This is a genomic window from Trichococcus sp., from assembly GCF_049684335.1.
Classification (GTDB): Bacteria; Bacillota; Bacilli; order Lactobacillales; family Aerococcaceae; genus Trichococcus.
On record NZ_JBAVFV010000008.1, the window covers coordinates 1 to 25,330 of the forward strand.

Annotated in this window: 20 protein-coding genes, 1 tRNA gene and 2 pseudogenes; 2 read left to right on the forward strand and 21 right to left on the reverse strand. The window is 45.6% G+C overall.

Features of this window, described 5'->3' with window-relative positions:
- The 17 genes and pseudogenes from WBM30_RS01485 to WBM30_RS01565 all read right to left on the reverse strand — a co-directional run.
- Nucleotides 1–652: pseudogene (locus WBM30_RS01485) on the reverse strand (carbamoyl-phosphate synthase large subunit); the annotation flags it as partial.
- A complete protein-coding gene (gene carA / locus WBM30_RS01490; protein ID WP_424899036.1) occupies nucleotides 645–1,745 on the reverse strand; it encodes a glutamine-hydrolyzing carbamoyl-phosphate synthase small subunit in 1,101 nt (366 codons plus the stop codon). The gene carA and the pseudogene WBM30_RS01485, both read right to left, overlap by 8 nt.
- A gap of 344 nt (nucleotides 1,746–2,089) precedes the next feature.
- Nucleotides 2,090–2,842 (reverse strand): histidine phosphatase family protein, encoded by a 753-nt coding sequence (locus WBM30_RS01495; RefSeq protein WP_424899037.1) that lies wholly within the window; start codon nucleotides 2,840–2,842, stop codon nucleotides 2,090–2,092.
- A 100-nt stretch (nucleotides 2,843–2,942) separates the two neighbouring features.
- Nucleotides 2,943–4,928: a fructose-1,6-bisphosphatase gene (locus tag WBM30_RS01500; protein ID WP_424899038.1), complete on the reverse strand. Its 1,986-nt coding sequence runs from the start codon at nucleotides 4,926–4,928 to the stop codon at nucleotides 2,943–2,945.
- Between the two features lie 452 nt (nucleotides 4,929–5,380).
- Nucleotides 5,381–5,839 carry an SsrA-binding protein SmpB gene (gene smpB / locus WBM30_RS01505; protein ID WP_086627473.1) on the reverse strand — a complete coding sequence of 153 codons (459 nt, stop codon included), beginning with the start codon at nucleotides 5,837–5,839 and terminating at the stop codon, nucleotides 5,381–5,383.
- Nucleotides 5,840–5,864: 25 nt separating this feature from the next.
- Nucleotides 5,865–8,231, reverse strand: coding sequence for a ribonuclease R (gene rnr / locus WBM30_RS01510; protein WP_424899039.1), 2,367 nt, complete (start codon nucleotides 8,229–8,231; stop codon nucleotides 5,865–5,867).
- Between the two features lie 2 nt (nucleotides 8,232–8,233).
- Nucleotides 8,234–8,992: an alpha/beta hydrolase gene (locus WBM30_RS01515; RefSeq protein WP_424899040.1), complete on the reverse strand. Its 759-nt coding sequence runs from the start codon at nucleotides 8,990–8,992 to the stop codon at nucleotides 8,234–8,236.
- A gap of 180 nt (nucleotides 8,993–9,172) precedes the next feature.
- On the reverse strand, nucleotides 9,173–9,412 hold the full coding sequence (secG, locus tag WBM30_RS01520) for a preprotein translocase subunit SecG (RefSeq protein WP_068561081.1): 240 nt from the start codon (nucleotides 9,410–9,412) through the stop codon (nucleotides 9,173–9,175).
- Nucleotides 9,413–9,681: 269 nt separating this feature from the next.
- Nucleotides 9,682–10,851: a phosphoglycerate dehydrogenase gene (locus tag WBM30_RS01525; protein ID WP_424899041.1), complete on the reverse strand. Its 1,170-nt coding sequence runs from the start codon at nucleotides 10,849–10,851 to the stop codon at nucleotides 9,682–9,684.
- Nucleotides 10,851–11,936, reverse strand: a complete 1,086-nt coding sequence (serC, locus tag WBM30_RS01530) for a 3-phosphoserine/phosphohydroxythreonine transaminase (protein WP_424899042.1) — start codon at nucleotides 11,934–11,936, stop codon at nucleotides 10,851–10,853. The genes WBM30_RS01525 and serC overlap by 1 nt, the downstream gene beginning before the upstream one ends.
- Nucleotides 11,937–12,260: 324 nt before the next feature.
- Nucleotides 12,261–13,559, reverse strand: a complete 1,299-nt coding sequence (gene eno / locus WBM30_RS01535; RefSeq protein ID WP_424899043.1) for a phosphopyruvate hydratase — start codon at nucleotides 13,557–13,559, stop codon at nucleotides 12,261–12,263.
- A 94-nt stretch (nucleotides 13,560–13,653) separates the two neighbouring features.
- The gene (gpmI, locus tag WBM30_RS01540) at nucleotides 13,654–15,186 is read right to left on the reverse strand and encodes a 2,3-bisphosphoglycerate-independent phosphoglycerate mutase (RefSeq protein ID WP_424899044.1); all 1,533 of its coding nucleotides are present in this window, start codon (nucleotides 15,184–15,186) and stop codon (nucleotides 13,654–13,656) included.
- Nucleotides 15,186–15,941 (reverse strand): triose-phosphate isomerase, encoded by a 756-nt coding sequence (gene tpiA, locus WBM30_RS01545; RefSeq protein ID WP_108032125.1) that lies wholly within the window; start codon nucleotides 15,939–15,941, stop codon nucleotides 15,186–15,188. The genes gpmI and tpiA overlap by 1 nt, the downstream gene beginning before the upstream one ends.
- Nucleotides 15,942–15,967: 26 nt before the next feature.
- Nucleotides 15,968–17,158: a phosphoglycerate kinase gene (locus WBM30_RS01550; RefSeq protein ID WP_086987630.1), complete on the reverse strand. Its 1,191-nt coding sequence runs from the start codon at nucleotides 17,156–17,158 to the stop codon at nucleotides 15,968–15,970.
- A 110-nt stretch (nucleotides 17,159–17,268) separates the two neighbouring features.
- Nucleotides 17,269–18,270: a type I glyceraldehyde-3-phosphate dehydrogenase gene (gene gap, locus WBM30_RS01555; protein ID WP_106450746.1), complete on the reverse strand. Its 1,002-nt coding sequence runs from the start codon at nucleotides 18,268–18,270 to the stop codon at nucleotides 17,269–17,271.
- Nucleotides 18,271–18,309: 39 nt separating this feature from the next.
- Complete coding sequence (locus tag WBM30_RS01560; RefSeq protein ID WP_424899045.1) at nucleotides 18,310–19,347, reverse strand: sugar-binding transcriptional regulator; 1,038 nt, start codon at nucleotides 19,345–19,347, stop codon at nucleotides 18,310–18,312.
- 367 nt (nucleotides 19,348–19,714) lie between these two features.
- Nucleotides 19,715–20,809 (reverse strand): hypothetical protein, encoded by a 1,095-nt coding sequence (locus WBM30_RS01565; RefSeq protein ID WP_424899046.1) that lies wholly within the window; start codon nucleotides 20,807–20,809, stop codon nucleotides 19,715–19,717.
- Nucleotides 20,810–21,033: 224 nt separating this feature from the next.
- Here WBM30_RS01565 and WBM30_RS01570 point away from each other — a divergent pair.
- Both WBM30_RS01570 and clpP read left to right on the forward strand, forming a co-directional pair.
- A tRNA-Arg gene (locus WBM30_RS01570) sits at nucleotides 21,034–21,105 on the forward strand.
- 279 nt (nucleotides 21,106–21,384) lie between these two features.
- On the forward strand, nucleotides 21,385–22,005 hold the full coding sequence (gene clpP / locus WBM30_RS01575; protein WP_424199350.1) for an ATP-dependent Clp endopeptidase proteolytic subunit ClpP: 621 nt from the start codon (nucleotides 21,385–21,387) through the stop codon (nucleotides 22,003–22,005).
- A 370-nt stretch (nucleotides 22,006–22,375) separates the two neighbouring features.
- Here clpP and WBM30_RS01580 read toward each other — a convergent pair whose 3' ends face one another.
- The 4 genes and pseudogenes from WBM30_RS01580 to WBM30_RS01595 form a co-directional block, all read right to left on the reverse strand.
- Entirely contained in the window at nucleotides 22,376–22,564 is a 189-nt protein-coding gene (locus tag WBM30_RS01580; RefSeq protein WP_233436832.1) for a DNA-directed RNA polymerase subunit beta, read from the reverse strand.
- Nucleotides 22,565–22,645: 81 nt separating this feature from the next.
- Nucleotides 22,646–23,617: pseudogene (locus tag WBM30_RS01585) on the reverse strand (rod shape-determining protein); the annotation flags it as partial.
- A gap of 64 nt (nucleotides 23,618–23,681) precedes the next feature.
- Nucleotides 23,682–24,995, reverse strand: a complete 1,314-nt coding sequence (gene murA, locus WBM30_RS01590; protein WP_424899048.1) for a UDP-N-acetylglucosamine 1-carboxyvinyltransferase — start codon at nucleotides 24,993–24,995, stop codon at nucleotides 23,682–23,684.
- Nucleotides 24,996–25,115: 120 nt separating this feature from the next.
- Nucleotides 25,116–25,330: DUF1146 family protein (locus WBM30_RS01595; protein WP_424899049.1), on the reverse strand; the 215-nt coding region annotated here is incomplete at its 5' end.

Here is a 25,330-nt window from a genome sequence, read left to right on the forward strand (position 1 = left end):
ATTCGATTTCCTTGAAGCCGGCGATCGATTTTTCCAACAGACATTGCGTCACGGGTGAGTAGCGCAAGCCGTTGGCTACGATTTCGCGCAGGTCAGCTTCATTGTGACAGATACCGCCGCCAGTGCCACCCATTGTGAAGGCAGGACGGACGATCAGCGGATAGCCGATTTCGGCTGCGAAGCGAAGCGCTTCGTCCACAGTGTGGATGATGTCGCTCTCCGGAACCGGCTGATTCAATTCCGCCATCAATTGGCGGAACAGATCGCGGTCTTCGGCTTGTTGGATGGAACTCAGTTTTGTTCCCAACAATTCGACATTGAATTCTTCCAATACGCCTGCTTTATCCAATTCCACGGCCATGTTCAGGCCGGTCTGGCCGCCCAATGTCGGCAATAAGGCATCCGGGCGCTCTTTGCGGATGATGTTCGTGATGAATTCTACAGTAAGTGGCTCCATGTAGACTTTATCGGCGATCTCAACGTCCGTCATGATTGTGGCAGGGTTGGAGTTGACCAGGATGACTTTGTATCCTTCTTCTCTTAAAGCCAAGCATGCTTGCGTTCCGGCATAGTCAAATTCAGCGGCTTGGCCGATGATGATGGGGCCTGAGCCGATTACTAAGATGGATTGAATGTCGGTACGTTTAGGCATGTTGTTTTCCTCCTTGGACTGCTTTCATCATATCTACAAAATGATCGAACAAGTAATTTGCATCGTGCGGTCCCGGAGCTGCTTCCGGATGGTATTGAACTGAGAAGACCGGTTTGGTTTTGTGTTTGACGCCTTCGTTTGTGCCGTCGTTCAAGGCGCGGTGAGTTGCGACCAAGTCTGTTTGGTTCAGGCTATCTTCATCCACGGCATAGCCATGATTTTGGCTCGTCAAGCTGATTTTTCCGGTTGTAAGATCCTTCACCGGATGATTTGCGCCGCGGTGACCGAATTTCATTTTGTAGGTTGTCGCACCGCCGGCTAATGAGATCAGCTGGTGGCCTAAGCAAATACCGAACATCGGCAGATTATCCTGCGCAATCAATTGCTTGATCGTTTCGATTGCTTCTGGAACAGATGTTGGATCTCCAGGTCCGTTGCTCAACATGATGCCGTCCGGATTGAAAGCTAAAATTTCGTCTGCGCTTGTGTTCCAAGGAGCCAGAATGACTTCGCAGCCTCTTTTCAATAATTCTGCGAGGATGTTGTCTTTGAAGCCGAAGTCAAGCAAGACGACGCGTGGGCCTTCACCCGCAAATTTTTTGATTTCTTTTATTGAATTCAATTGGATTTCGTCAACCGGTAATTCGTAGGCTTTCAACGATGCGACAATCTCATCCAGGTTGTCCGCATTATTTACCATTGTGCCGCGCATAACGCCGGCATTGCGGATTTTTTTGGTGATGCTGCGTGTGTCCACGCCGTAGATTCCTGGTACATCAAAGCCCTTCAAAGCTTCATCCAATGTTTTGGTGGAGCGGAAGTTGCTTGGATGTTCCGCCACTTCATGCACGACCATCCCTTTCAAGCCCGGAAGCACGCCTTCATAATCGTCTACGTTGATGCCGTAGTTGCCAATCAACGGATACGTGAAAGTGATGATTTGCCCTGTGTAGGAAGGATCTGACAAAGTTTCTTGGTAACCTGTCATCCCTGTGTTGAATACGATCTCTCCGATTGCATCCTTTTCTGATCCGAAAGCATATCCTGGATAGCAGCTGCCATCTTCTAAAACTAAAAATCTACGTTGTTTCATGTTGTTCCTCCTGATTTCTGATTGACAAGGTACGTACCTCACTTGCATGAAAAATAGGAAAATGTAAAAAAAACACACCTATTATTGGGCGTGTTTCAACGGTTGTTTACATTAATCGTTTCACATGCCTTGTTAGCCTCTCTGTGCTAATTTAAAGACGTTCTAGCCACGCTGTATCCCGTACAGTATTGTGGATTACGTTAATTTTAGACTATCTGGACAAAATTTTCAATTGATATTTCCAAAAAATGAAAAAAAGATGTGATTTTTAATTGTTCCTGACTCTAAAATGCAGAAAAACCCTTGGAAACAAAGGATTTTGTTCCAAGGGCACTGCGTAATATTTATTTGACGTCCTCTTCGACTTTATCGGCAGGCGTCACTTTATGGACTTCCGGTTCCTGCTCATCGCCAGGCGTGAAGTCATCGACAAAATGGTCGGTGCCGTTGTAAAGGTCCAAGTGATAGAAGCCATCCTCATAGCGGACGACCGAAATGCTGGCATTATCCAGATGGCGATCGATCGAGAAATCAGGAATGACGGCGTGAATCATGTTGCGGATCGTCATCCCGTGGGAAACAACCAGAATGTTTCTTTCGGAATCACGGTGCTCGCTGATCAGTTTGATCAAGCCGCGTTCGACGCGTAGCCAGAAAGTCATGTAATCTTCTGCTTCGTGGTAAGGATCCATTTCTTTCAATCCGTTCAGCTCTTCGATGACCGAGCGGTGGGCATCATAATTCGGCTCACCATTCGCGCTTCCCAGGAATTTATTCAGGTTCCCCCAGGTTTCGGCCGCATCCAGTCCTTCAAAAGAGCCAAAGAATATCTCCCTGAATTCGGGCATGGCCACCACTTTCAAGTGATCGGCATGCTGGTTTTCTTTCAAAATGATCTGTGCAGTTTCAAATGTCCGTCTCAAGTCGCTGCAGTAGACCGCATCGAACTTGACATCGCCCAAGCCTGCTCCGCTTCTCATGACGTCGCGTCTGCCTCTGGGCGTCAATGGTGTGTCGGACCAGCCTTGCATCCGATTGTATTTATTAAGATAAGTTTCTCCGTGTCGCATAAAATAAAACGTTACTCCCTTTTTCAAGGTTAACCCGCCTCTCTCAAGCTACTTTCGCATTAGGATACTTGCATTCCTTCTCTTATCTTAACAATTCCGGCGGTTGATTGCATCTATTTTCATACAACTATTTGTCGCTGAGCAAATCTTCGACGATTTCACCGGATTTGTAGGCGCGCAGCAACTGCTGCAGGTCGATGACTTGTTGGGTCAGCTTCTTGCCGACATCCGTCTGCCTTACCGTTTTGCGCTCTAATTCCTTGTCGACGATGCGTCGGGTCGAAACGATATCCTTTTCGTTTTCGATGGCATCCTGACGGGAAGTGAATGGCTGATGCGAAACCAGCTGCATCCCAAATGAGTTGTAAAGTAGCGTATAGCCGGCAAGCCCAGTCGTATTCTGGTATGCTTTCGAGAAGCCGCCGTCGATGACGATCAGTTTGCCGTCCGCCTTCAACGGATTTTCGCCGATCTTTTCTTTGACAGGCGTGTGGCCATTGATGATATGGCCTTTCTTTGGATCCAGCCCGAATTCCTTCAGTATTTTATAAGACAGTTCCACATTGTCGCGCTGCTCGTAATACAGGTTTTTCTTCTCGACGTGGGTTTCTTTATCGGCGACGTAAAGGCGCTCGAAAGTCGTCATCTTATCCTTCCCGAACAAGGACGAAGCTTTTCCTTCCCACAGATACCAAACCAGGTCCAGGCTGCGGATGTTGTGTTTGGTTGACTCGCGGTTCAGGTACCCTCTGCGCAACACTTCTTCGTATTTGTCCAAGAGAGCTTTGCCGCTGTACTTGACGTTGGCGATTGCCATCTCCATGAAGCTGCCGTCCGGATTCAGTGGGACACAGCCGTGGAACAGCAGATTGTCATTATAGCTCAAATACATGCTGCCTTTGCTGAAAAGGAACTGGACATGCTTCTGCAGCCTTTCCGAATTCAGGAATCCGGTCCGGAGTCTTTCGACAACCAGTATCTCCTCTTCGGTCAAGCGGTACGGATCGGCTGGATCGACTGTCGGGAAATAGTCGCACAGTACCGGATATTCCTTCCCGTCCAAATGCACGGTTCCTTTTTCGTAGTCGATAAAGTCCAGAACCATCCGATCGGCCATGTCGAATTCAGGGTGGCGTTTGATGATTTCCCCTTCGAGCTTGAACTGGATGATCGAAATGGCTTGATTCATTTTAGCGATTTGACGGAGTTCTTCCGGGAAAATTTTGCTTTCGTCTTCGGTATTGATTTTCGGCATGAAAGGTTCATAACGGTCCTCTTTGTAGACCATTTCCGCAAACGTGATCAGTGGCCGCAAGGAAATCCCATAAGCATCCTCGATGATTTCAAGGTTGTTGTAACGGGCACAGATGCGGATGACATTGGCCATACAGGCTGCTGACCCGCTCGCGGCGCCCATCCAGAGCACATCATGATTGCCCCATTGGATATCCAGCTCGTGGCCATCCATGAAGGTATCGATGATTTTGTCAGGGAATGGGCCTCGGTCATAGATGTCACCGACGACATGCAGGTGATCGACAACCAGGCGTTGGATGACATGCGAGATGGCAGCTATGAGCTCGGTAGCGCGGTCCAAGGAGATGACGGTCTTGATGATTTTTTCGTAATAATCCTCTTTGTTAGTCATGATCGTGTCTTTGAAAAGCAGCTCCTCGATGATGTAGGCGTAATCGGCAGGAATCGCCTTTCTGACTTTCGAGCGCGTGTATTTCGAAACGGTGAACGCGCAAAGTTCCGTGATGCGCAACAAGGTCAAAGAGTAAAATTCATTGATTTCCTCTTCGGACTCCAAACTGTCCACGATCATATCGATTTTGTCTTCCGGATAATAGACGATCGTCGCAAGTTGGTTCATCTCGCGGGTGCTCAGTCTCCCTTGAAAAATCTCCCGGATCTTTTCTTTGACGTTCCCGGATCCATTCCTGAGTACATGCTGCACAGCGTCATATTCCCCATGCAGATCGCTGATGAAGTGCTCGGTTGCTTTCGGCAAGTTCATGATGGCTTCCAAGTTGATGATTTCGGTTACTGTTTTTGCTGCTGTCGGATATTCCTTTGCCAGCAATCGAAGATACTTGTCTTTCGTTATCATTACAATTACACCCCTACTTTTGTCATTTCACTTAGAACGGAACCCCGCAAGGCAAACGTTGCTCACAGGATTATCTTTATTTTTCCTGACAAGATGATTACTTCTATCATAGCTTGAATTAAAAAAAAATGATAGACAAGATACAAAAAATACACAATTGGTCACAACTTCGACTGTGTACATCAGGGTTGGCTTCCTTGGGTCACCGCTCACCGGAGTGTGTCTTCTCCGGTGAACGGTGGCCCAAACGGAGCTAGTGGACGTAACGGATTCCTCTCCTCCGGCGAAGCCTACCTCGTCGGAGTTGGATGGGGATTTCGCCGCTCTCCTACGGCGAAGGGCGGCTTCGCCGTAGCTAGAGGTTAACCTACCGCCCTACAGACGCCAAAACCTCAAAAAACGCGCCTGCATTCCTATTGGAGTGCAGGCGCGTTTTTTGCGCAGATTTATGTTTATCTTTCTTTCATTGCTCTGTCGATTTCGCGCTTCATATCTTTTTGTTTCAATGCGTCACGCTTGTCGTAGCTTTTCTTCCCTTTTGCGAGTCCGATGAGCACTTTTGCGACACCGTTCTTGAGATAGACCCTCAACGGTACCAATGTAACACCGGTCGTCTTCGTCTCCTCAATAAGGTACTTGATCTGTTTCTTGTGCAGCAATAATTTCCTTGTGCGCAGCGGATCGTGGTTGAAGATATTGCCCTGTTCGAAAGGGCTGATGTGCACATTTTGCAGGAAGACTTCCCCGTTCCGGATGCTTGCGTAGCCATCCTTCAGGTTGATTTTCGCTTTGCGGACGGATTTGATTTCCGTTCCCGTCAGCACCATCCCGGCTTCTATCGTGTCGAGGATGATGTAATCATGGCTGGCTTTTCTGTTCTGCGCTAAAACTTTTCCTTCGCCTTTTGGCATAGTCCGACACCTTCATTTCGTTAGCTTACTTCTTTTTGCCTCTTTCCTTTTTCCCTTTGGCCTTTTTGCCTGGACGGGAATAGAACGGCTCTTTTCCTTTTTCGGTCTTTTTGCGCGATCCGCTGTCGCGATCGGATTGGCCCGGTTTCCGTTTTTTGCCCTTCGGAATCTTCGCGCGGATCTGTTTGACCAGATCTTGGTCGCTTTGGCTCTGGGTCTTTTCCTTATCGATGACCAGCGAAAAATCGATGGCGCGCGTGACAGGATCCGAATTTTCTACTTTGATTTTGACCTTTTGACCGATACGATAGATGACGCCAGTACGTTCGCCCATCAGAAGCAGATGGCTTTCGATGTAGTTGAAATAATCTTCCGTCATTTTCGAGATATGCACGAGGCCCTCCACTGTGTTAGGCAACTGTACAAAGATGCCGAATTTCGTGACGGAGCTGATGACGCCCTCGAACTCTTGACCGATTTTGTCCATCATGAACTCTGCCTTCTTGAGCGATTCGGTTTCGCGTTCCGCATCAACCGAGCGGCGTTCCATCTGCGAGCTCTGAACGGCGATATCTGGCAATTGTCCTTTCCATTTCTCAACCACTTTAGGCTCAACGATGCCTTTTCCATACGTGCGGATCAAGCGGTGGACAATCAAATCGGGATATCTTCTGATCGGTGAAGTGAAATGGGTATAATCCTTAGCAGCCAAGCCATAGTGGCCGACCGGCACAGCGTCATATTTCGCTTGCTGCATGCTGCGCAATAGTGTTGTCGAAACAACGGCTTCATATGGTTCGTCCTTGACTTTCGCCAAAACGGCCTGCAGTTGTTTCGGCTTCACGTTTTCATGCGTGCCGCTCACCAAGATACCGAATGTCGTCACGAATTCCAGGAAGCGCATCATTTTGGTCGGGTCCGGTTGATCATGGATCCGGTAGATGAAAGGCAGATTCGCCTTCGTGAAATGATGGGCGATCGTTTCATTCGCGCTCAACATGAAGGATTCGATGAGTCGCTCGCCAACACCGCGATCCGTCACATAGATGTCCAATGGATGCCCATTTTCGTCCACGATTATTTTTGCTTCATCGGATTCAAAATCGATGGCGCCGCGTTTTTGGCGTTTCTTCAGGAGGATCTCATGAAGGATGCCCATTTCTTCGAACATCGTCACAAAATCGCTGTATTTTTCGCGCAATTTTTTGTCGTGGTCCGTCAAGATCGCATTGACATCGGAATAAGTCATCCGTTGTTTGGACTCGATGATGCTCGGGAAAATATCATAGGCGACCACTTCCCCATCCGCATCCAATTCCATTTCACAAGACATCGTCAAACGGTCTTCATGCGGCAACAAGGAACAGATGCCGTTGGATAATTTCTGAGGCAACATCGGCACGACACGGTCCGTCAAATAGACACTGGTGCCGCGTTCATAGGCTTCGCGATCGATTGGGGAATTCTCCGTCACATAATAGGAAACATCCGCAATGTGCACGCCCAACAGATAATTGCCGTTTTCGAGTTTCTTCAAGGAAATCGCATCATCCAAGTCTTTGGCATCGGCGCCATCAATCGTAACAATCTGTTCCGAACGCAAATCCCGTCTGCCTTCCAACGCCTCGGCTGGAATCTCCAATGGAATGCTTTCAGCCTGGGCCAAAACATCTTCCGGGAATTCCGAAGGGATACCGAACTTGTAAAGGATTGCCAGGATATCAACGCCTGGTGCATCCTTATGGCCGATTTCTTTCGTGACCAACCCTTCCATCTTGACCGGATTCTCCGGTGTCGGATAGCTGGTGATTTCCACCAGACAGACACTGCCTTCAACAGGATGGATGCCTTCCGGTTTGATGTAGACAACGATACTGTTGATTTTCGTATCCCGCGGAACAACAAATCCCAAAAATCCGGTTTCTTCACGGCGATCGGAATCGTAAGGAACAAATTCGCCTACTACCTGATTCGATTTGCGCGTCAGAACAGCCGTTACCTCGGCTTCGACTCCTTTGTCATTCCAAGGCTCCGCCTCGCGGGTGATTTTCAACTCGACCGTATCACCGTCCATCGCGCTGCCTGTTTTGCCGCGCGGGACAAAGAGGTCACTTTCGTTCGGATCGACCGTCACAAAGCCGAAGCCGCGATCATTGCTGCGGAAAGTACCTGTCAAAGTGGCGCCTTGCACCTTAAGACGGAATTGCCCGGTCTTGTTCAGCAACAGGATGCCTCTTTCCTCCAACTGTGCAAAGACTTTGACCAATGCTTTGAATTCTTCGGATTCCGTGTAGCCTAACGCTTCACTTACTTCCTTCAAGGTCATGCTCTTTCCAACATGCTCCTGAAAATAGGCTAGAACGTCAATTTGGATCTGATCTATCTTTCTCATACTTATCCCTCATTCCAATTTAGTCGGTTCAAAAATGCCAATATTGTTTCTTCAAATACGTTTCTGTCTTTCCCAACGGTAATGACATGCGTTGCTTCCGGGAAAAAGTGATAATCCACTTCAGCATCCACGAGACTATGCGCCAACAATTTCCCACAGTCGGCGCTGATCATTTCATCTTTGCCGGATTGCGCGATGTAATAGGGAACGGCGATATCGGCTAGATTCGCTTTGATCAGTTCCGTAAACTCGTCCAATTGGGCAAGCTGGGCATTCAATTTAGGCTTCATCAATGCTAATTCATGCTCGATTTCCAGATTTGCCATGCCGAGTTTCTTTTTCGACATCTTAGCGAAATGCATAAAACTGGTCGGCACCCGCGATTCCCCAAAACTAATGATTGGTGAATTGAAGGAGCCTCCGCCTATGAATCCACCCGTTTCGATGGCCCTGGTCGCCATGATGCCACCCATTGACAACCCGAATACGGCAAGCTGATCGTAGCCCTTTTCCAGCAGCTCTGCTTTTGCGCGCATGGCATCTGCGAACCAGACAGCTGGGCCACCCAAATCAAGGATATCTTCAAAACGGCCGGTTGCATGTCCCGTAAAATTTGGTGCATATACAGTATACCCGTTCCGTTCCAAAAAGCGTCCCAACAAGCGCACATCATTTGCGCTGCCGGTATAGGCATGCAGCAAAAGGACGGCGCGTGGGCCAGCTTCGAAGAAAAAGGGTTCTGGTAAATTGATTGCTTTCATAAAATTCCTCCCAACTCGTTCATCTTCATTTTACTGTATTTACAGCTTTTTTCCTAATATATCAGATATTTGCAGTCGAAATTTTTTAGCAAGACAAAACCAGCACCCATGGTTTTGTCCAGCATGCTTTTCAGGCGAAAAAAAAGCAGAACCCGGTAATGTGGTTTCTGCCTACAATAGTTAATTTGAGGATAGATAGGTTAAAGCCAAGGCAATCAAGATGAAAAGTGCTCCCAAAACGACTGTGATCTGACGCAAAACCGCTTCAAAGCCTCTTGCTTTTTGTTTGCCGAATAATTGCTCCGCTCCACCTGTAAGTGTGCTGGCTGCGTTTGTTTTTGATGGCTGCATCAGCACAACAATGATCAACAGCACAGAAACAACCAACAGGGCCGTTAATAGTACATCGTATAATGACAAAGGATGGACCTCCCTATAATAATTTTCTATTACTAACTTTAGCACAAACTATAGGGTTTTGCTAGCAATTTCAGAAAAGAAAAGCGCCCGGACACGTTCACCTCCAATGAAGGGAACTGCCCGAACGCTTTCGTCATGATTTTTTAGTGAGATATCACACTCTTGAAACGTGTTCTGATTCGCAGGGGATTGTCATGGCTCTTGCGATTTTTAATCGCTTAGAGACATGATACACTTGGGCGCTTGCGACCACAGTGCATCCAGCACTCTTATCTTCTGATGATGCGGACGTTTACGATGCCGTCGATTGTTTTGAAATTTTCAACGACTTCATCCAGTACTGCTTGATCGGTTTCGGCGATATCGATGACAGTGTAGGCATAGTTGCCACGGCTGCGGTTCAAGATATCTTCGATGTTAATGAAGTACTTAGCCAAGCCGGAAGAAATCTGGCCGACCATGTTCGGGATGTTCTTGTTGATGATCGTCAAACGGATCGGTGATTGCATCGCGATGTCGATTGACGGGAAGTTCACGGAATTGACGATATTCCCTGTTTCCAGGAAGTATTTCAATGTTTGAGCTGCCATGATTGCGCAGTTCACTTCAGCTTCTTCCGTAGAAGCTCCCAAGTGAGGCAATACAATGATAGCATCATTGTGAAGCAAAGCTTCGTCAGCGAAATCCGTAACATATTTGCGGATGCTCTTTTCTTTCAATGCTGCCAACATATCGGCCGTGTTGACCAATTCGCCGCGGGCAAAGTTCAAAAGAACAGCGTTGTCCTTCATTTGAGCCAAGAAGGCAGCGTCAACCATGCCTTTTGTTTCAGCATTGACAGGTACGTGAATGGAAATGTAGTCCGCTTTTGCCAATACTTCAGCGATTGAAGAGGCTTTTTGGACACGACGGTTGATGTTCCATGCTGTTTCCACAGAAACATACGGGTCATAACCGATGACTTCCATGCCTAGACGGAATCCGTCATTGGCCAACATCGCGCCGATAGCACCCAGGCCGATGACACCCAATGTTTTTCCGGATATTTCTGTCCCCGCAAATTGGCTCTTGCCTTTTTCGACTTGCTTTTCTACATCGTCACCGCTTAATGTTTGAACCCATTCCATTCCTTCTTTGATTGGACGGGCAGCCATGATCATAGCGGCCAAAACAAGTTCTTTAACCGCATTGGCATTTGCACCAGGCGTATTGAAGACAACTACGCCTGCTTCGGAACATTCTTCAACCGGTACATTGTTGACGCCGGCACCGGCACGAGCGATGCCTTTTAAGCTTTCAGGGAATTCCATGCCATGCAGTTTTTCGCTGCGCAGGATGATACCGTCAGGATTTGCGCCTGAGTTAAGGACGAATTGATCTGCATTCAGTAAATTTAAGCCTTCTGGGGCAATCGCATTGTAAGTTTTAATCTCGAACATTATTTGAATTTCCCTTCCTTAGCTTCAAAAGCTTTCATAAATTCTGTTAATTCTTTTACGCCTTCATACGGGAACGCATTGTAGATACTTGCGCGCATGCCGCCTACGGAACGGTGACCTTTCAAGTTCAGGAAGCCTAATGCTGTAGCTTCTTTGACGAACTTTGCATCTAAGTCTTTATTGCCGGTAACGAATGGGATATTCGTCAATGAACGGGAATTGATTGCAACTGGGGAAGAGAACAAGTCTGATTCTTCGATTGTGCGGTACAGTAAGCCAGCTTTTTCTTCGTTCATTTTAACCATAGCTTCAACGCCGCCCAGGTCCTTCAACCATTCGAAGACTAATTTAGCTACGTAGATGGAGAAGCTTGGTGGTGTATTGTATAATGAATCATTTTTGATGTGTGTACGGTAATCAAGCATGCTTGGCAAAGTATTCTCGGTCTGGATCAGATCTTCTTTTACGATTACGATCGTCAATCCAGCAGGTCCGATGTTTTTTTGTGCGCCAGCGTAGATCAATCCGAAGTCACTGACATTGTAACGATTGGACAAAATGTTGGAAGACATATCGGCAACGATCGGTGCATTCACGAAACGAGGGATTGTTTGGAAAGCTGTTCCTTCGATTGTGTTGTTCGTTGTGATATGGATGTAATCATATGCTTCGTCTGTTTCCGGAATTTCAGGAATGTAAGTGAAATTATCCGCTTCGGAACTAGCCAATACTTCGATATTCGGAACTTTTAAAATCTTAGCTTCAGAGATGGCTTTCTTAGCCCATGATCCGGAGTTTACATAACCGACTTTGCCGCCTTTTCCAAGATTCATCGGAATCATGGAGAACTGCAGGCTTGCGCCACCTTGTAAGAACAAGACTTTATAGCCTTCCGGGATATTCATCAATTCCCGTAATAATTGCTCTGCATCTGAAATGATCTCTTCGAACAAGGAGGAGCGGTGACTCATCTCCATAACTGACATGCCACTATCTCTGTAGGATAGCATTTCACTCTGTACTTTCTCTAAGACTGATTCTGGTAGTATTGCTGGACCAGCGGAAAAATTTCTTGCTCTTTTCATCCTTTTGTCTCCCCCTTATCAATTGTCCTCATTATTTATTAATAATAATTTAATCTTATTATAGCAGATTCCACGACGAAAGAAAGCTAAAACGCCTATTTCTCGAAAATAATTACATTGGGATGTTAGGAACAAACCTCAAAAATATGATTATATTGGAACTCAAACCAACTTTATCGCCTCAAATCCGAACATTAGGGGTTTATACAACAAAAAAAGTCCGGCGTTCCAAGCGCCGGACTTTCTCTTGCGTCTGGTCTTGCCAGACGTTAATTATGTGAAGACAGTGTTCCAAGCATCTGCCTTCTTGTTAATCAATTAAAATTATTTGTTTTTTAAGTTGTAGAAAGATTTCAAGCCATCGTATACAGCCAATTCGCCTAATTGATCTTCGATGCGTAACAATTGGTTGTATTTAGCGATACGGTCAGTACGGCTCAATGAACCAGTTTTGATTTGTCCAGCGTTTGTTGCAACAGCGATGTCAGCGATTGTAGCATCTTCTGTTTCGCCTGAACGGTGAGAAACAACTGCAGTGTAACCAGCTTTTTTAGCCATTTCGATAGCTTCAAAAGTTTCAGTTAATGAACCGATTTGGTTAACTTTGATCAGGATTGAGTTAGCAACGCCTAATTCGATAGCTTTAGAAAGTTTTTCAGTGTTTGTAACGAACAAGTCGTCACCAACGATTTGAACTTTGTCGCCTAAAACTTCAGTTAATTTCTTAGTACCTTCCCAGTCATTTTCATCTAAGCCATCTTCGATGGAGATGATTGGGTATTTTTTGCATAGGTCAGCGTAGAATTCGATCATTTCATCGACAGTCTTTTCGCCTTCGCCTGAATCAGCTAAGTCGTAAACACCTTTTTCTTTGTTGTAGAATTCTGAAGAAGCAGCATCCATAGCAAGAACAACGTCTTTACCAGGTACATAGCCAGCTTTTTCGATAGCTTCGATGATAACTTCGAAGCCTTCTTCGTTTGAACCCAAGTTAGGAGCGAATCCGCCCTCGTCACCTACAGCAGTAGAGTAACCTTTAGATTTCAAGATTGAAGCCAATGCGTGGAATACTTCAGCACCCATACGTAAAGCTTCTTTGAAAGTAGGCGCGCCTACTGGCATGATCATGAATTCTTGGAAGTCGATGCTGTTATCAGCATGTGATCCGCCGTTGATGATGTTCATCATTGGAGTTGGCAATGTTTTAGCGTTAAATCCGCCTAAGTATTGGTACAATGGAATATCTAAGTAATCTGCTGCAGCGCGAGCTACTGCGATAGATACTGCTAAGATTGCGTTTGCGCCTAATTTTTCTTTATTAGGAGTGCCATCTAAGTCGATCATAGTTTTGTCGATAGCTAATTGGTCACGTACATCGAAACCTAAGATAGCGTCAGCAATGATGTCGTTTACGTTTTCTACAGCTTTCAAAACACCTTTTCCAAGGTAACGCGCTTTGTCTCCGTCACGTAATTCGATTGCTTCGTGTTCGCCAGTGGAAGCTCCTGATGGAACCATTCCGCGTCCGAAAGCGCCGCTCTCTGTGTAGACTTCAACTTCAATAGTTGGGTTACCGCGTGAATCTAGTACTTCTCTAGCTAAAATATCTGTAATGAATGGCATGGTTTTCTCTCCTTTGAGTTGGCTGAATTACTTGTGTTACCAAGTATCATTTTAGACAATTTTCTTACTTTATGCAATAGCTGAACGTTTTTGCTTACGCTTTAACGATCAGCGATTCGCCAGTCATTTCTGCTGGTTTTTCTACGTTCAATAAATCAAGCATAGTTGGAGCAACATCGGCCAATTTGCCGTCTGTGCGCAACGTAACGCCTTTTTTCGTTACAATCACTGGCACTGGTACAGTTGTGTGCGCAGTATGCGGTTGTCCGTCTTCAGTGGACATAGTATCCGCATTACCATGGTCAGCAAAAATAATGGCATAACCATCTTTTGCAATGATTGCGTCCACAACTGCTCCAAGGTTCTCGTCAACTGCTTCGATTGCTTTGATTGTAGGTTCCAACATACCTGAATGGCCTACCATGTCAGGGTTCGCAAAGTTAAGGATGATGGCGTCGTATTTGTCGTCATTGATCTCTTTCACTAATGCTTCGCCTACTTCATAAGCGCTCATTTCAGGTTTCAAATCATAGGTTGCAACTTTCGGTGAAGGGATCAGGATGCGTCCTTCGCCTTCAAAAGGCTCGTGACGTCCGCCGTTCATGAAGAAAGTTACATGCGGATATTTTTCGGTTTCCGCGATACGCAATTGTGTAAGTTTATGTTGCGCCAGAACTTCACCCAGAACGTTTGTCATCGGGATCGGCTTGAAGGCGATATCCGCGATTACAGTATCTTGGTAAGAAGTCATCGTCACAAATTTCACGTTTGTTGCGCGCTCTTTGCGGTCGAATAGTGTCCACTCTTCGTTAGTGAAGGCATTTGAAAGTTGGATTGCGCGGTCCGGACGGAAGTTGAAGAAGATGATGGAATCATTATCTTTCAAAGTTCCGATCGGTTCGCCGTCTTTGACGATGACGGACGGCAATACAAATTCATCTGTTTTATTATCTGCATAGCTTGCTTTAACAACATCCTGTGCAGATTCAAATTTTTCCCCTTCGCCGTGTGCGATTGCGTTGTATGCCAATTCCACACGTTCCCAACGGTTGTCACGGTCCATAGCGTAGTAACGACCTGAAACAGTCGCGATTTCGCCAAGTCCGATTTCTTCCATCGCTTTTTCCACTGTTTCGATGTAGCCTGGTGCAGCGTGAGGATCCACGTCGCGGCCATCAAGGAAAGCATGCAGATAAAGTTTTTTAACGCCTTTTTCTTTTGCGCTCTTGATCAAGGCAATGATATGGTTGATATGACTGTGCACACCACCGTCAGAAAGTAGACCGAAAAGGTGCAAAGCAGAATCGTTATTATTGGCGTGATCGTAAGCACCGACAAGCGCTTCGTTCGTCAAGAATTCGCCATCAATGATGGCTTTGTCGATTCTGGTCAAACTTTGGTAGACAACTCGTCCGGCACCAATGTTTGTATGTCCTACTTCGGAATTACCCATTTGACCTTCAGGCAGTCCAACAGCAAATCCGGAAGCTAGCATCGTTGCATGCGGAAAATTGTTCCAATAACGGTCAAAGTTCGGTTTCTTTGCTAGCTTAACCGCATTGCCCATCATTTCGTTTCTCCAGCCGAAACCGTCTAAAATAATTATTGCTACCGGTGTTTTACTCATTATTTAATAGCCTCCAATAATGCTAAGAATGAATCAGGAACTAAACTAGCACCACCGACCAATGCGCCATCAATATGTTCTTCAGCCATGTATTCTGCAATGTTTTCAGGTTTAACGCTGCCGCCGTATTGAACGCGGACTTTGTCAGCCACTTCTTGTCCGAAGATTGTAGCAACAGTTGCGCGCACTACGCCGCAAGTGTCGTTCGCATCTTTTGCAGTAGAAGATTTGCCAGTACCGATTGCCCAGATTGGCTCATAAGCGAGAACTAGGTTAGCCACTTGGTCTGCAGTCAAATCTTTCAAAGCAGCCGTGATTTGTCCTGATACCCACTCGTTTGTTACGCCTGATTCACGTTGTTCCAACGTTTCGCCACAGCAAACGATAGGAGTCATACCATTACGCAGAATAGCATGTGCTTTTTTATTGATATCTTCATCTGTTTCGTGGAAGTACTCACGTCTTTCAGAGTGTCCGATAATGACGTAGTCGACGCCTAAGTCCCCTAAAGCTTTCGGGCTGATTTCACCAGTGAAGGCACCCTCTTCTTCAAAGTAACAGTTTTGCGCGGCAACTTTCAAATCAGTTCCCTCTGTAGCTTCTACCATTTTTTCTAAAAATAAAGCCGGTGATCCAATAACAGCTTCTACTTTATCAAAAGCAGGAACCTTAGTTTTTACAGCCTCGATAAATGCTTGTGCTTCCTTAGCTGTTTTGTTCATTTTCCAGTTACCGGCAATAATCGGTTTACGCAATATAATCACTCCTTAAGATAGGTTGCTTATTTGTCAGAAATTGATGCTACACCTGGTAATTCTTTGCCTTCAAGGTATTCCAAAGATGCTCCGCCACCAGTTGAGATGTGCGTGAAGTCATCAGCAAAGCCTAATTGCATAGCAGCTGCAGCTGAGTCTCCGCCGCCGATGATTGTTACAGCATCGTCTAATTTAGCGATTGCTTCGCAGACACCAATTGTTCCTTGAGCAAAGTTAGATAATTCGAACACACCCATAGGTCCGTTCCATACGACAGTTTTCGCGCCTTCAAGCTCTTTAGTGAACAACTCGATAGAAGCAGGTCCGATATCCAATGCCATTTGGTCAGCAGGGAATGCTTCGTTTTTAGCGATTGTGATTTCTCCATCGTTTCCGAACTCATGAGCCATTTTAGCATCGATAGGCAAAATCAATTTGTCGCCAGCGCTCTCCAACAATTCTTTAGCCAATTCAACTTTATCAGCTTCCAGTAAGGATTTACCGATTTCCAAGCCTTGTGCTTTCATGAATGTGTAAGCCATACCGCCACCGATAAGTACTTTGTCGGCTTTGTTCAATAAGTGTTTGATAACACCGATTTTGTCGCTTACTTTCGCTCCGCCTAAGATAGCTACGAATGGGCGAACAGGCTCGTCAACAGCTCCGCCGATGAATTTGATTTCTTTCTCCATCAAGAATCCAGCTGCGCTTTCAAGGTTAGAAGCGATTCCGACGTTGGAAGCATGCGCACGGTGAGCCGTACCAAATGCATCGTTAACGAACAGATCGCCTAGGCTAGCCCAGTATTTGCCCAATTCAGGATCGTTTTTGCTTTCTTTTTTGCCGTCAACATCTTCGAAACGAGTGTTTTCGAATACCAAAACATCTCCGTCTTTCAAAGCTGCAACTGCTGCTTCCAAAGCTTCGCCGCGTGTTTCAGGAACGAAAGTGACTTCTTTGCCCAATAGTTCAGCCAAACGATCAGCTACAGGCTTCAAGCTCAACTTCGCTTTGTCTTCTTCAGTTTTTACTTTTCCTAAGTGAGAGAAAAGGATGACTTTTGCGTTATTTTCGATCAAGTAGTTGATTGTAGGTAGAGCTTGTACGATACGGTTGTCGTTAGTGATTGCTCCATCTTTCATCGGAACATTGAAATCAGCACGAACCAATACTTTTTTTCCAGCTACATCTAAATCTGTTACAACTTTCTTTGTCATTACGTCGCCTCCTGATATGTGTATCTACATAAGAAAAGCGAGGAAGCGCGTTGCCTCCCCGCTTTTGTTATCTTCTACGATTCAGCTTTCATTAGATGAAAGACTTGATCTTATAAGCTAGCAAATTCTACTAAAGTACGTACCAATTGTGAAGCGTAAGACATTTCATTGTCGTACCAAGCAACAGTTTTAACTAATTGCTTGTCTCCAACTGTCATTACTTTAGTTTGTGTAGCATCGAATAAAGAACCGAAGTTGATGCCTACGATATCGCTTGAAACGATTTCGTCTTCAGTGTAGCCGTAAGACTCGTTAGAAGCAGCTTTCATAGCAGCATTGATTTCTTCAACAGTTACAGTTTTTTCCAATACAGTAACTAATTCAGTCAATGAACCGGTAGGAACTGGAACACGTTGAGCAGCTCCATCTAATTTGCCTTTCAATTCAGGCAATACATCGCCGATAGCTTTAGCAGCACCAGTTGTGTTAGGAACGATGTTTGCTGCAGCAGCACGTGCACGACGGAAGTCACCTTTAGGATGTGGAGCATCCAAAGTGTTTTGGTCGCCAGTGTAAGCGTGGATTGTAGTCATTAAGCCTTCAATGATTCCGTATTCGTCGTTCAATACTTTAGCCATTGGAGCCAAGCAGTTAGTTGTGCAAGATGCACCTGAAACGATAACATCTTCAGCGTTTAATTCGTTGTGGTTAACGTTATAAACGATTGTTTTAACGTCGCTGCCTGCTGGAGCAGATAAAAGAACACGTTTAGCGCCTGCATCAACGTGAGCTTGAGCTCCTGCTTTGCTCATGAAGAATCCAGTACATTCTAATACGAACTCTACGCCAAGTTCTGCCCATGGAAGATCTGCTGGGTTACGTTGTGATAACACTTTGATGTCTTTTCCGTTTACAGTGAAGAATCCGTCATTAACTTCTACATCACCATTGAATCTGCCTTGAGTTGTATCATATTTCAATAAGTGAGCTAACATTTTAGCGTCAGTCAAGTCATTGATTGCTACAACTTCGATTCCTTCTACTTCTTGAATACGGCGGAATGCTAAACGTCCAATACGTCCAAAACCGTTAATACCAACTTTTACTGTCATACTGAGATTTCCTCCTTAGGATAAGTCAAAATTTTTATTTTAAAGGGTTACCCCTTTTAAAATCAGATTAGCTGCGCCCTCATCCGTAATCAGCCATGTTTGATGCGGGGCATATTTCATGAACGCTTTAATAGCCTTGGCTTTCGTGCTTCCCCCTGCAATGGCCATTGCGTACGGGATCTTTTCGATTTCTTCAATCTGAAGCCCGAAGCGGGACAATCGATAGACGATTTCTCCATTCTCATTGAAGTAACAACCAAAGGCTTCACCTACCGCATTATGCGCTTCTAGGGACGAAATCAACCCATGCGACATCCTGCGTCTTTCCATCATTACTTTAGCATTACCGATGCTATATAACAAGCAGTTTGCCTTTTTCATGACGGATAAAGTATGTTTGATCGATGGCTCGGATTTCATTGATGCATAAGCTTTTTCGCTCAAATTATCCGGAACGAAAAGTGCCATGTTCTCACCGCCGACCAATTGCGCCATACGATCGCTGACACTGTTGGCTTGGATCGACATGGATTCTCCTAAACCGCCTCGTGTCGGGACAAAAATGAACTCCCTGTTCTGTGACAATTCAGGTGAAAAATGTTCGGCAGCCTGTGCCATTGTACTTCCACCAGCAACAGCAACGATAAATTCGCCTGCCGGCAATAACGCATGCAATTCTTTGGCGGCAGTTTTTCCGATTTCATCCAGAACGGATGCATCCTCATCACTATCGCCACGAACAATCCTACAAAACTGAATGTTCAAATAATCCGCTAACGCCTTTTCTTTCGCATTCATATTCAGCAACAACCGCATGAACCTTTCCAGTTGATGAAAGATCTCTTCGCCTTCCTCAGTCAATTCCATCCCGTTCTTTGAACTGGAAAGAAGACCTTGTTTCCGCAAAAAATCTGTCTCAGTCCGTAAAGTCCTTTCTGACAAGGAAACTTTATCGGCCAGGACGCGTCTCCCGACTGGAGCATACATTTGGATATTACGCATGATATGGTAACGATTTTGAAGGACTGACATAATGTCCGGGACTACTTGTTGCAAGACTGAAATAGACTCTTCCATAACAACCCTCTTCATTTGCACGTGGACGCTTTTCGCCCCGCTGCAATCTTAGGCGGTCCTCGTTTATTTCATATCAGGAGAGATAGATTAGGACTGCAAATACTTTTTGCATCCGTCGATTCTCCCTCGTCTTTACTTGATTATTTTAACAGTAAACACTAGACGTTTCAAGCGTTTTGGCAAATAAATTCGATTTCCTTCAAAATAGATTCGTTCAATATATCACGATTAAGCTATAATCCGATTGCCTTTTAGACGTACGCTTTCAGAAAACCTTGATACAGCAACTTTTTGATGATGGTCTATATTCGACCCGCTCTTGTTTAGCGTTTCGCATCTTTTTCATTTATTATCGTCGATTCACGGCCTATTCACCGCATAACTGGTGCAACAAAAATGTCCCGCGGTCCGTTTCGATTGTTTTCTCCAATATTTGTTCGCGCATGACAGTGGCCGGGACCGCTAAATCTCTAGCCAAACGAGTCACATCAATTGGTTCCAATTCTCGGCCCTCCAGGAAAAAGCCTTTCTGTAAACTGCAGATCAATTCTCCTGCCGCAAGCAACAACTCTCTTCTGAATGTAACTGCTGACCGCAGCTGCTCCCATTCCGTTTTCTTCGCTGCCAGAAATTGTTGCACATCCTCATCTTCGTGCTGCATCATCTCTTCATAATATTCTTTTTGGAAAACCACAATCGGAGAAGCCAACTCATTGTATTTAACAGTCAGATGCCCATCCACGAGCTGCAGATAAAGATCCGGTCTGGGCAAAGAGAGGCTGTCATCGCCGAAGGCTGATCCCGGGGTAGGATCCAAAGTTTGGGCATACTCGAATACCGCCTTCACGTCGGACAGATCCACACCCATCTCGTCCGCTATTGCTTGCCATTTTTTATCACTAAAGGCCATAAAGTAATTCTCAAATATATAGTAGGCGATTTCCGGTGCATATTCATCACGCTCCGTCTGCAGCATCAGACATTCCTGCAGATTTCGGGCTCCGACACCCGGAGGATCCAATTGATGCAGCAGCGTCAATGCGTCCAACATCACGATAGGTTCAACACCCTTCTGTTCCGCGGCCTCATTCAGGTCGATGCTGACGTATCCTTCTGGATTTATGAATGCTACGAGAAATAAAACCAACTCGCGCAAGGGCGTGTCCCGCATATTTGCATAGATTTGTTCCAACAAGAATGTATCCAACGCAGGCACTTCTTCAAAGACTTGTTCCATAGCGGAAACAGTGTCCATCGGATCGTCTTTATCTGGCTTATAAACTACCGATTTTTCTTTTACAGCGCGTTCATCGAATTCTTTATTGATTTTCACTTCAATTAAAGGATTTCCTAACGCTTTTTGTTGAAGGTAAGCGAACAATTCTTCATTATCGTATCCAACGAGTCTCAGCGATTCCTCCAAGCTTTCCTTATTCATCTGCATACTTGATATAACCGACACATTAACCCCTCCTCACCTGTTCACAATCATTTTATCACACACAACCTTTTATTGAAATCGTTTTCAATTCAAAGGAGCTAATTTCAATTACAACGGGACTGCTGATTCTGGAGACTAATGGGCGTTCCGCAGATCCGGGTCTGCCTCAGAACTATCGTGCGGTTTGATATAAATTTACTACTTGCTATCTCTCACGCTATAGGTTATAATTTTTGATGTTGCTTGTCTCCTTGGTGTAATGGATATCACGTAAGATTCCGGTTCTTGAGATGGGGGTTCGATTCCCTCAGGAGACGTACTATTTTATTGATGCATCAACGTTTACGGACTTTGAATGCAAAACAAATGCAAAAGATCTCCTTTCCCAAGCGGAAACGGAGATTTTTTTATTTGCTTCCTTCTTCATCCGGAATCCAATTTGTATTTTCAAAATCTATTTTTGGACATTTGCTGACTGAAACGATATGATTGACTAAGGTATATTTCATCAGAAAGCCTGATGCTAAAGGCCAAACATTACAATTGACCTTTTCTGACCAATGAGTTAAAATAAACCATGTAAAGAAAAACTGTTCATTCAAACGAACGAGGAGGAAACATATATGAATTTAATCCCTACTGTAATCGAACAATCATCCCGTGGCGAACGTGCGTATGACATCTATTCCCGCCTTCTGAAGGATCGCATCATCATGTTGAGCGGCCCGATCGATGATTATACGGCGAACTCCGTCATCGCGCAATTACTATTTCTGGATGCACAAGATTCCGAAAAAGATATCTATATCTACATCAACTCTCCAGGCGGCAGCGTCTCAGCTGGTTTGGCCATCTTTGATACGATGAACTTCATCAAGGCAGACGTTCAGACCATCGCAATGGGTATGGCAGCATCCATGGGAAGCTTCTTGCTGACTGCTGGTGAAAAAGGCAAACGTTTCGCATTGCCGAATGCTGAAATCATGATCCACCAACCGCTTGGTGGCGCACAAGGTCAAGCAACAGAAATCGAAATCGCAGCCCGTCACATCCTGCAGACCCGCGAACGCCTGAATAAAATTTTGGCTGAACGCACAGGACAACCGATGGAAGTCATCGAACGCGATACCGACCGCGATAACTACATGACAGCCCAACAAGCTAAAGAATACGGTTTGATCGACGAAGTCATGGTCAACTCAAAATCATTGAAATAAAAATATGCGAAAAAAGCGAAGACGATCGGCAGAATGATGCTGATTGTCTTCGCTTTTTGTTTTGAGGTTGGCTGGGCAGCAAGAATGTGGCCTTTTCCCTGAGCACAACAGCGCAAGCGATACCCAGCTCCGGCGAGGCGGCTGCTTGCCGGAGGAGACCGGAGGATATCGGTGCGAACTCCAACGAGGCCTTCCTCGCCGAAGGGCGCTCGCCAAATTGCGCCTGTTCTCCGGTGAAGCCTTCGCCCACCGGAGAACAGCAGAAGTACGAGAAAAATAATCTGAAACCTCACAACCTCGCACCTTTTTCAGGAAAAAAACAAGAAAGGCAGACGGAACGAAAACGTTCCGGTCTGCCTTTCTTGTTTCCTTAACGGATATAATTAAAGATATGTTCCCAGGTCTGTTTACTGAAGACAAGCATCGGATTGCCGTCACCGAGGACGCCGTAGCCGACCATCAGACCAGCTCCGAACAGAATGAAAGCCATCAACATGAAAATCAAAACCCACATCACCGTTGACAGTACAGGTTTGAAATCAAATTTCACAGCGATCACCTATCTTCCTTTTTTGATTTTGGTTTTTTGGATTAATCGTGCCAACAATCCGAAAATACCACTGGATGGACGATTCTTTTGGTCGATGTTATTCAAGAGGATACCCGTTCCCAAAGCTACCGCATCCAAAGGTTTTTCCGCAGCGAAAACCGGAACCTTCAACTCGCTCGAGAAAAGTTTCTCGATTCCGCTGATCAATGCACCCCCGCCTGTCAAAACGATTCCAGTATTGATGATGTCCGCAGCCAATTCAGGAGGCGTCATTTCCAATACTTCCTTCGCTTGTTCCACGACAAGCACCAAGGTTTCGTGCATTGCTTCGTAGATTTCTTTGGAAGTGATGTAGATGGTGCGCGGAAGGCCCGTCACCATGTCACGTCCACGGATTTCCATTTTTTCTTCCTTTTCAGGCTCCAAAGCGGTTCCGATCGTGATTTTGATCTTTTCAGCTGTCCGCTCGCCGATCAACAATTTGTGTTCCCTTTTTACGAAGTTCATGATGTCGGCATCCAGTTTATCGCCGGCTGTTTTGATCGAGCTGCTCGTTACAATGCCACCCAATGACAAGACTGCGATATCACTCGTTCCGCCACCCATATCGATGACCATATTACCGTTCGGCTGAAAAATATCAAGCCCGGCTCCAACAGCCGCAACTTTCGGTTCTTCCTCCAGATATACATTCTTGCCGCCGCTCTTTTCCGCGGCTTGGATGATCGCTTTTTGTTCGATCGTTGTGATGTTCGTCGGACAACAGATCAAGATGTTCGGCTTGGTCAAAAAGCCCTTCACATTCAAGCGATCAATAAAGTGGGTCAACATTGCTTCTGTGATGTCAAAGTCTGCGATAACGCCGCCTTTCAACGGACGGATTACTCTGATGTTTGCCGGCGTACGCCCGACCATCATATAGGCTTCTTCCCCAACTGCTAAAACTTTTCCGGTTTTTGTGTCTACTGCTACGACGGAAGGCTCATTCAAAACGATACCTTTCCCTTTAACGTGAATCAGTACGTTCGCTGTACCTAAATCGATTCCTATATCTCTGGCCACGTTGTTCCCCTCTCAAACATTCATCATTTAGCGATAGCTATCTTGCGGACGACAGTTGTCCGACTTATTTTGCAAAAAGTGCTTCAACATCTGAATCGCTGAAGGCCTTCTGTTCATCTTCCGTTACACGTTCGACGTCAGCGCCCAACGCTTGCAACTTTTTATCGAATTCATAATAACCGCGATCCAAATGCGATAAGTTGGTGACGCGCGTATAGCCTTTGGAAACAAGACCAGCGATGATCAAAGCGGCCGCCGCACGTAAATCCGACGCGGCTACTTCTGCCCCTTGCAAGTCTGTATTGCCATGAATTAGGACCGTCTGCCCTTCGACTTTAAAATCAGCATTCATACGGCGCATCTCTTCCAAGTGCATGAAGCGGTTTTCAAATACCGTTTCGGTCATCGTGCTGGTACCTTGAGACACCAATTGCGCTATCGTCATTTGTGCTTGCATATCGGTAGGGAATCCTGGATGCGGCATCGTTTTGACGTCAGTCGCCTTCAAAGTACGAGGTCCGATTACGCGCAGTCCATTTTCTTCTTCCTGAAAGGCAACGTGCATTTCCTTCAGTTTTGAAATCAGCGGCTTGTTGTGTTCCGCAATCGCATCTTCAATGAGTACATTTCCGTTCGTAACTGCAGCCGCAATCATGAATGTCCCTGCCTCGATACGGTCCGGGATGATCGAATGTTCTGTTGCTTTCATGGATGAAACACCTTCGATACGAATTGTTTCTGTTCCGGCTCCTACAACTTTCGCGCCCATGCGGTTCAAGAAATTTGCCAAATCAACGATTTCAGGTTCGCGTGCGACGTTTTCGATAATAGTGGTTCCCTCGGCCAAAGTAGCGCCCATCATGATGTTCTGGGTAGCACCGACACTTGGGAAGTCCAAGTAAATGCGTGCGCCGACTAATCTATCGACTTTTGCTTCAACAAAACCATTTTCGATTTTGATGTCAGCTCCCATCGCTTCAAACCCTTTCAGGTGAAGGTCGATAGGTCGTGTTCCGATGGCACAGCCACCCGGCAATGCGATGCGCGCATGCCCCAGACGTGCCAAAAGCGGACCCATTACGACGATCGATGCACGCATTTTGCTGACATAAGCAAATGGTGCTTCAAAATTAATGTCGTTTGATGCATCCGCTAAGATGGTGTTGTTGTTTTCTTGAAATTCAACGCCGACATTCAGATGTTTCAGAACGTTATTCATTGTGAAAACATCAGACAGTATCGGAACGTTCGTCAATACAGATTGCCCTTCGCTTGCCAATAGTGTAGCAGCCAAAATCGGCAAAACTGCGTTTTTTGCGCCTTCAACTTTAACTGTTCCTTCAAGACGGTTACCGCCGCGAACAATTATTTTTTCCATAAAAAAATCCCTCCGAAAGTCAATTGTGATCTCATTTGTATGTTTGTATGCAACTATTTGATAAACCTGGAACTCCGAACTGCCCGTACAGCAACAATCTGTTGTGCAACTGCGAACAGCTCATGAGAACAATAAGTAGCTGATGTTCCGCGAGGTCGTCACCAACTCAAGCAGAAACGTACTTACTGTGTAGCCTAAAGCAATCGACAGAAAGAAATAGAGCACCCGTGCTTCGCGTATGTGCCCCTTCCTTATCCATTTCTCCAATCTGATGGCTTTCATCGACCAGAAAGAAATGAAAATGAATATCATATGGGATAGCAATACTATTATAC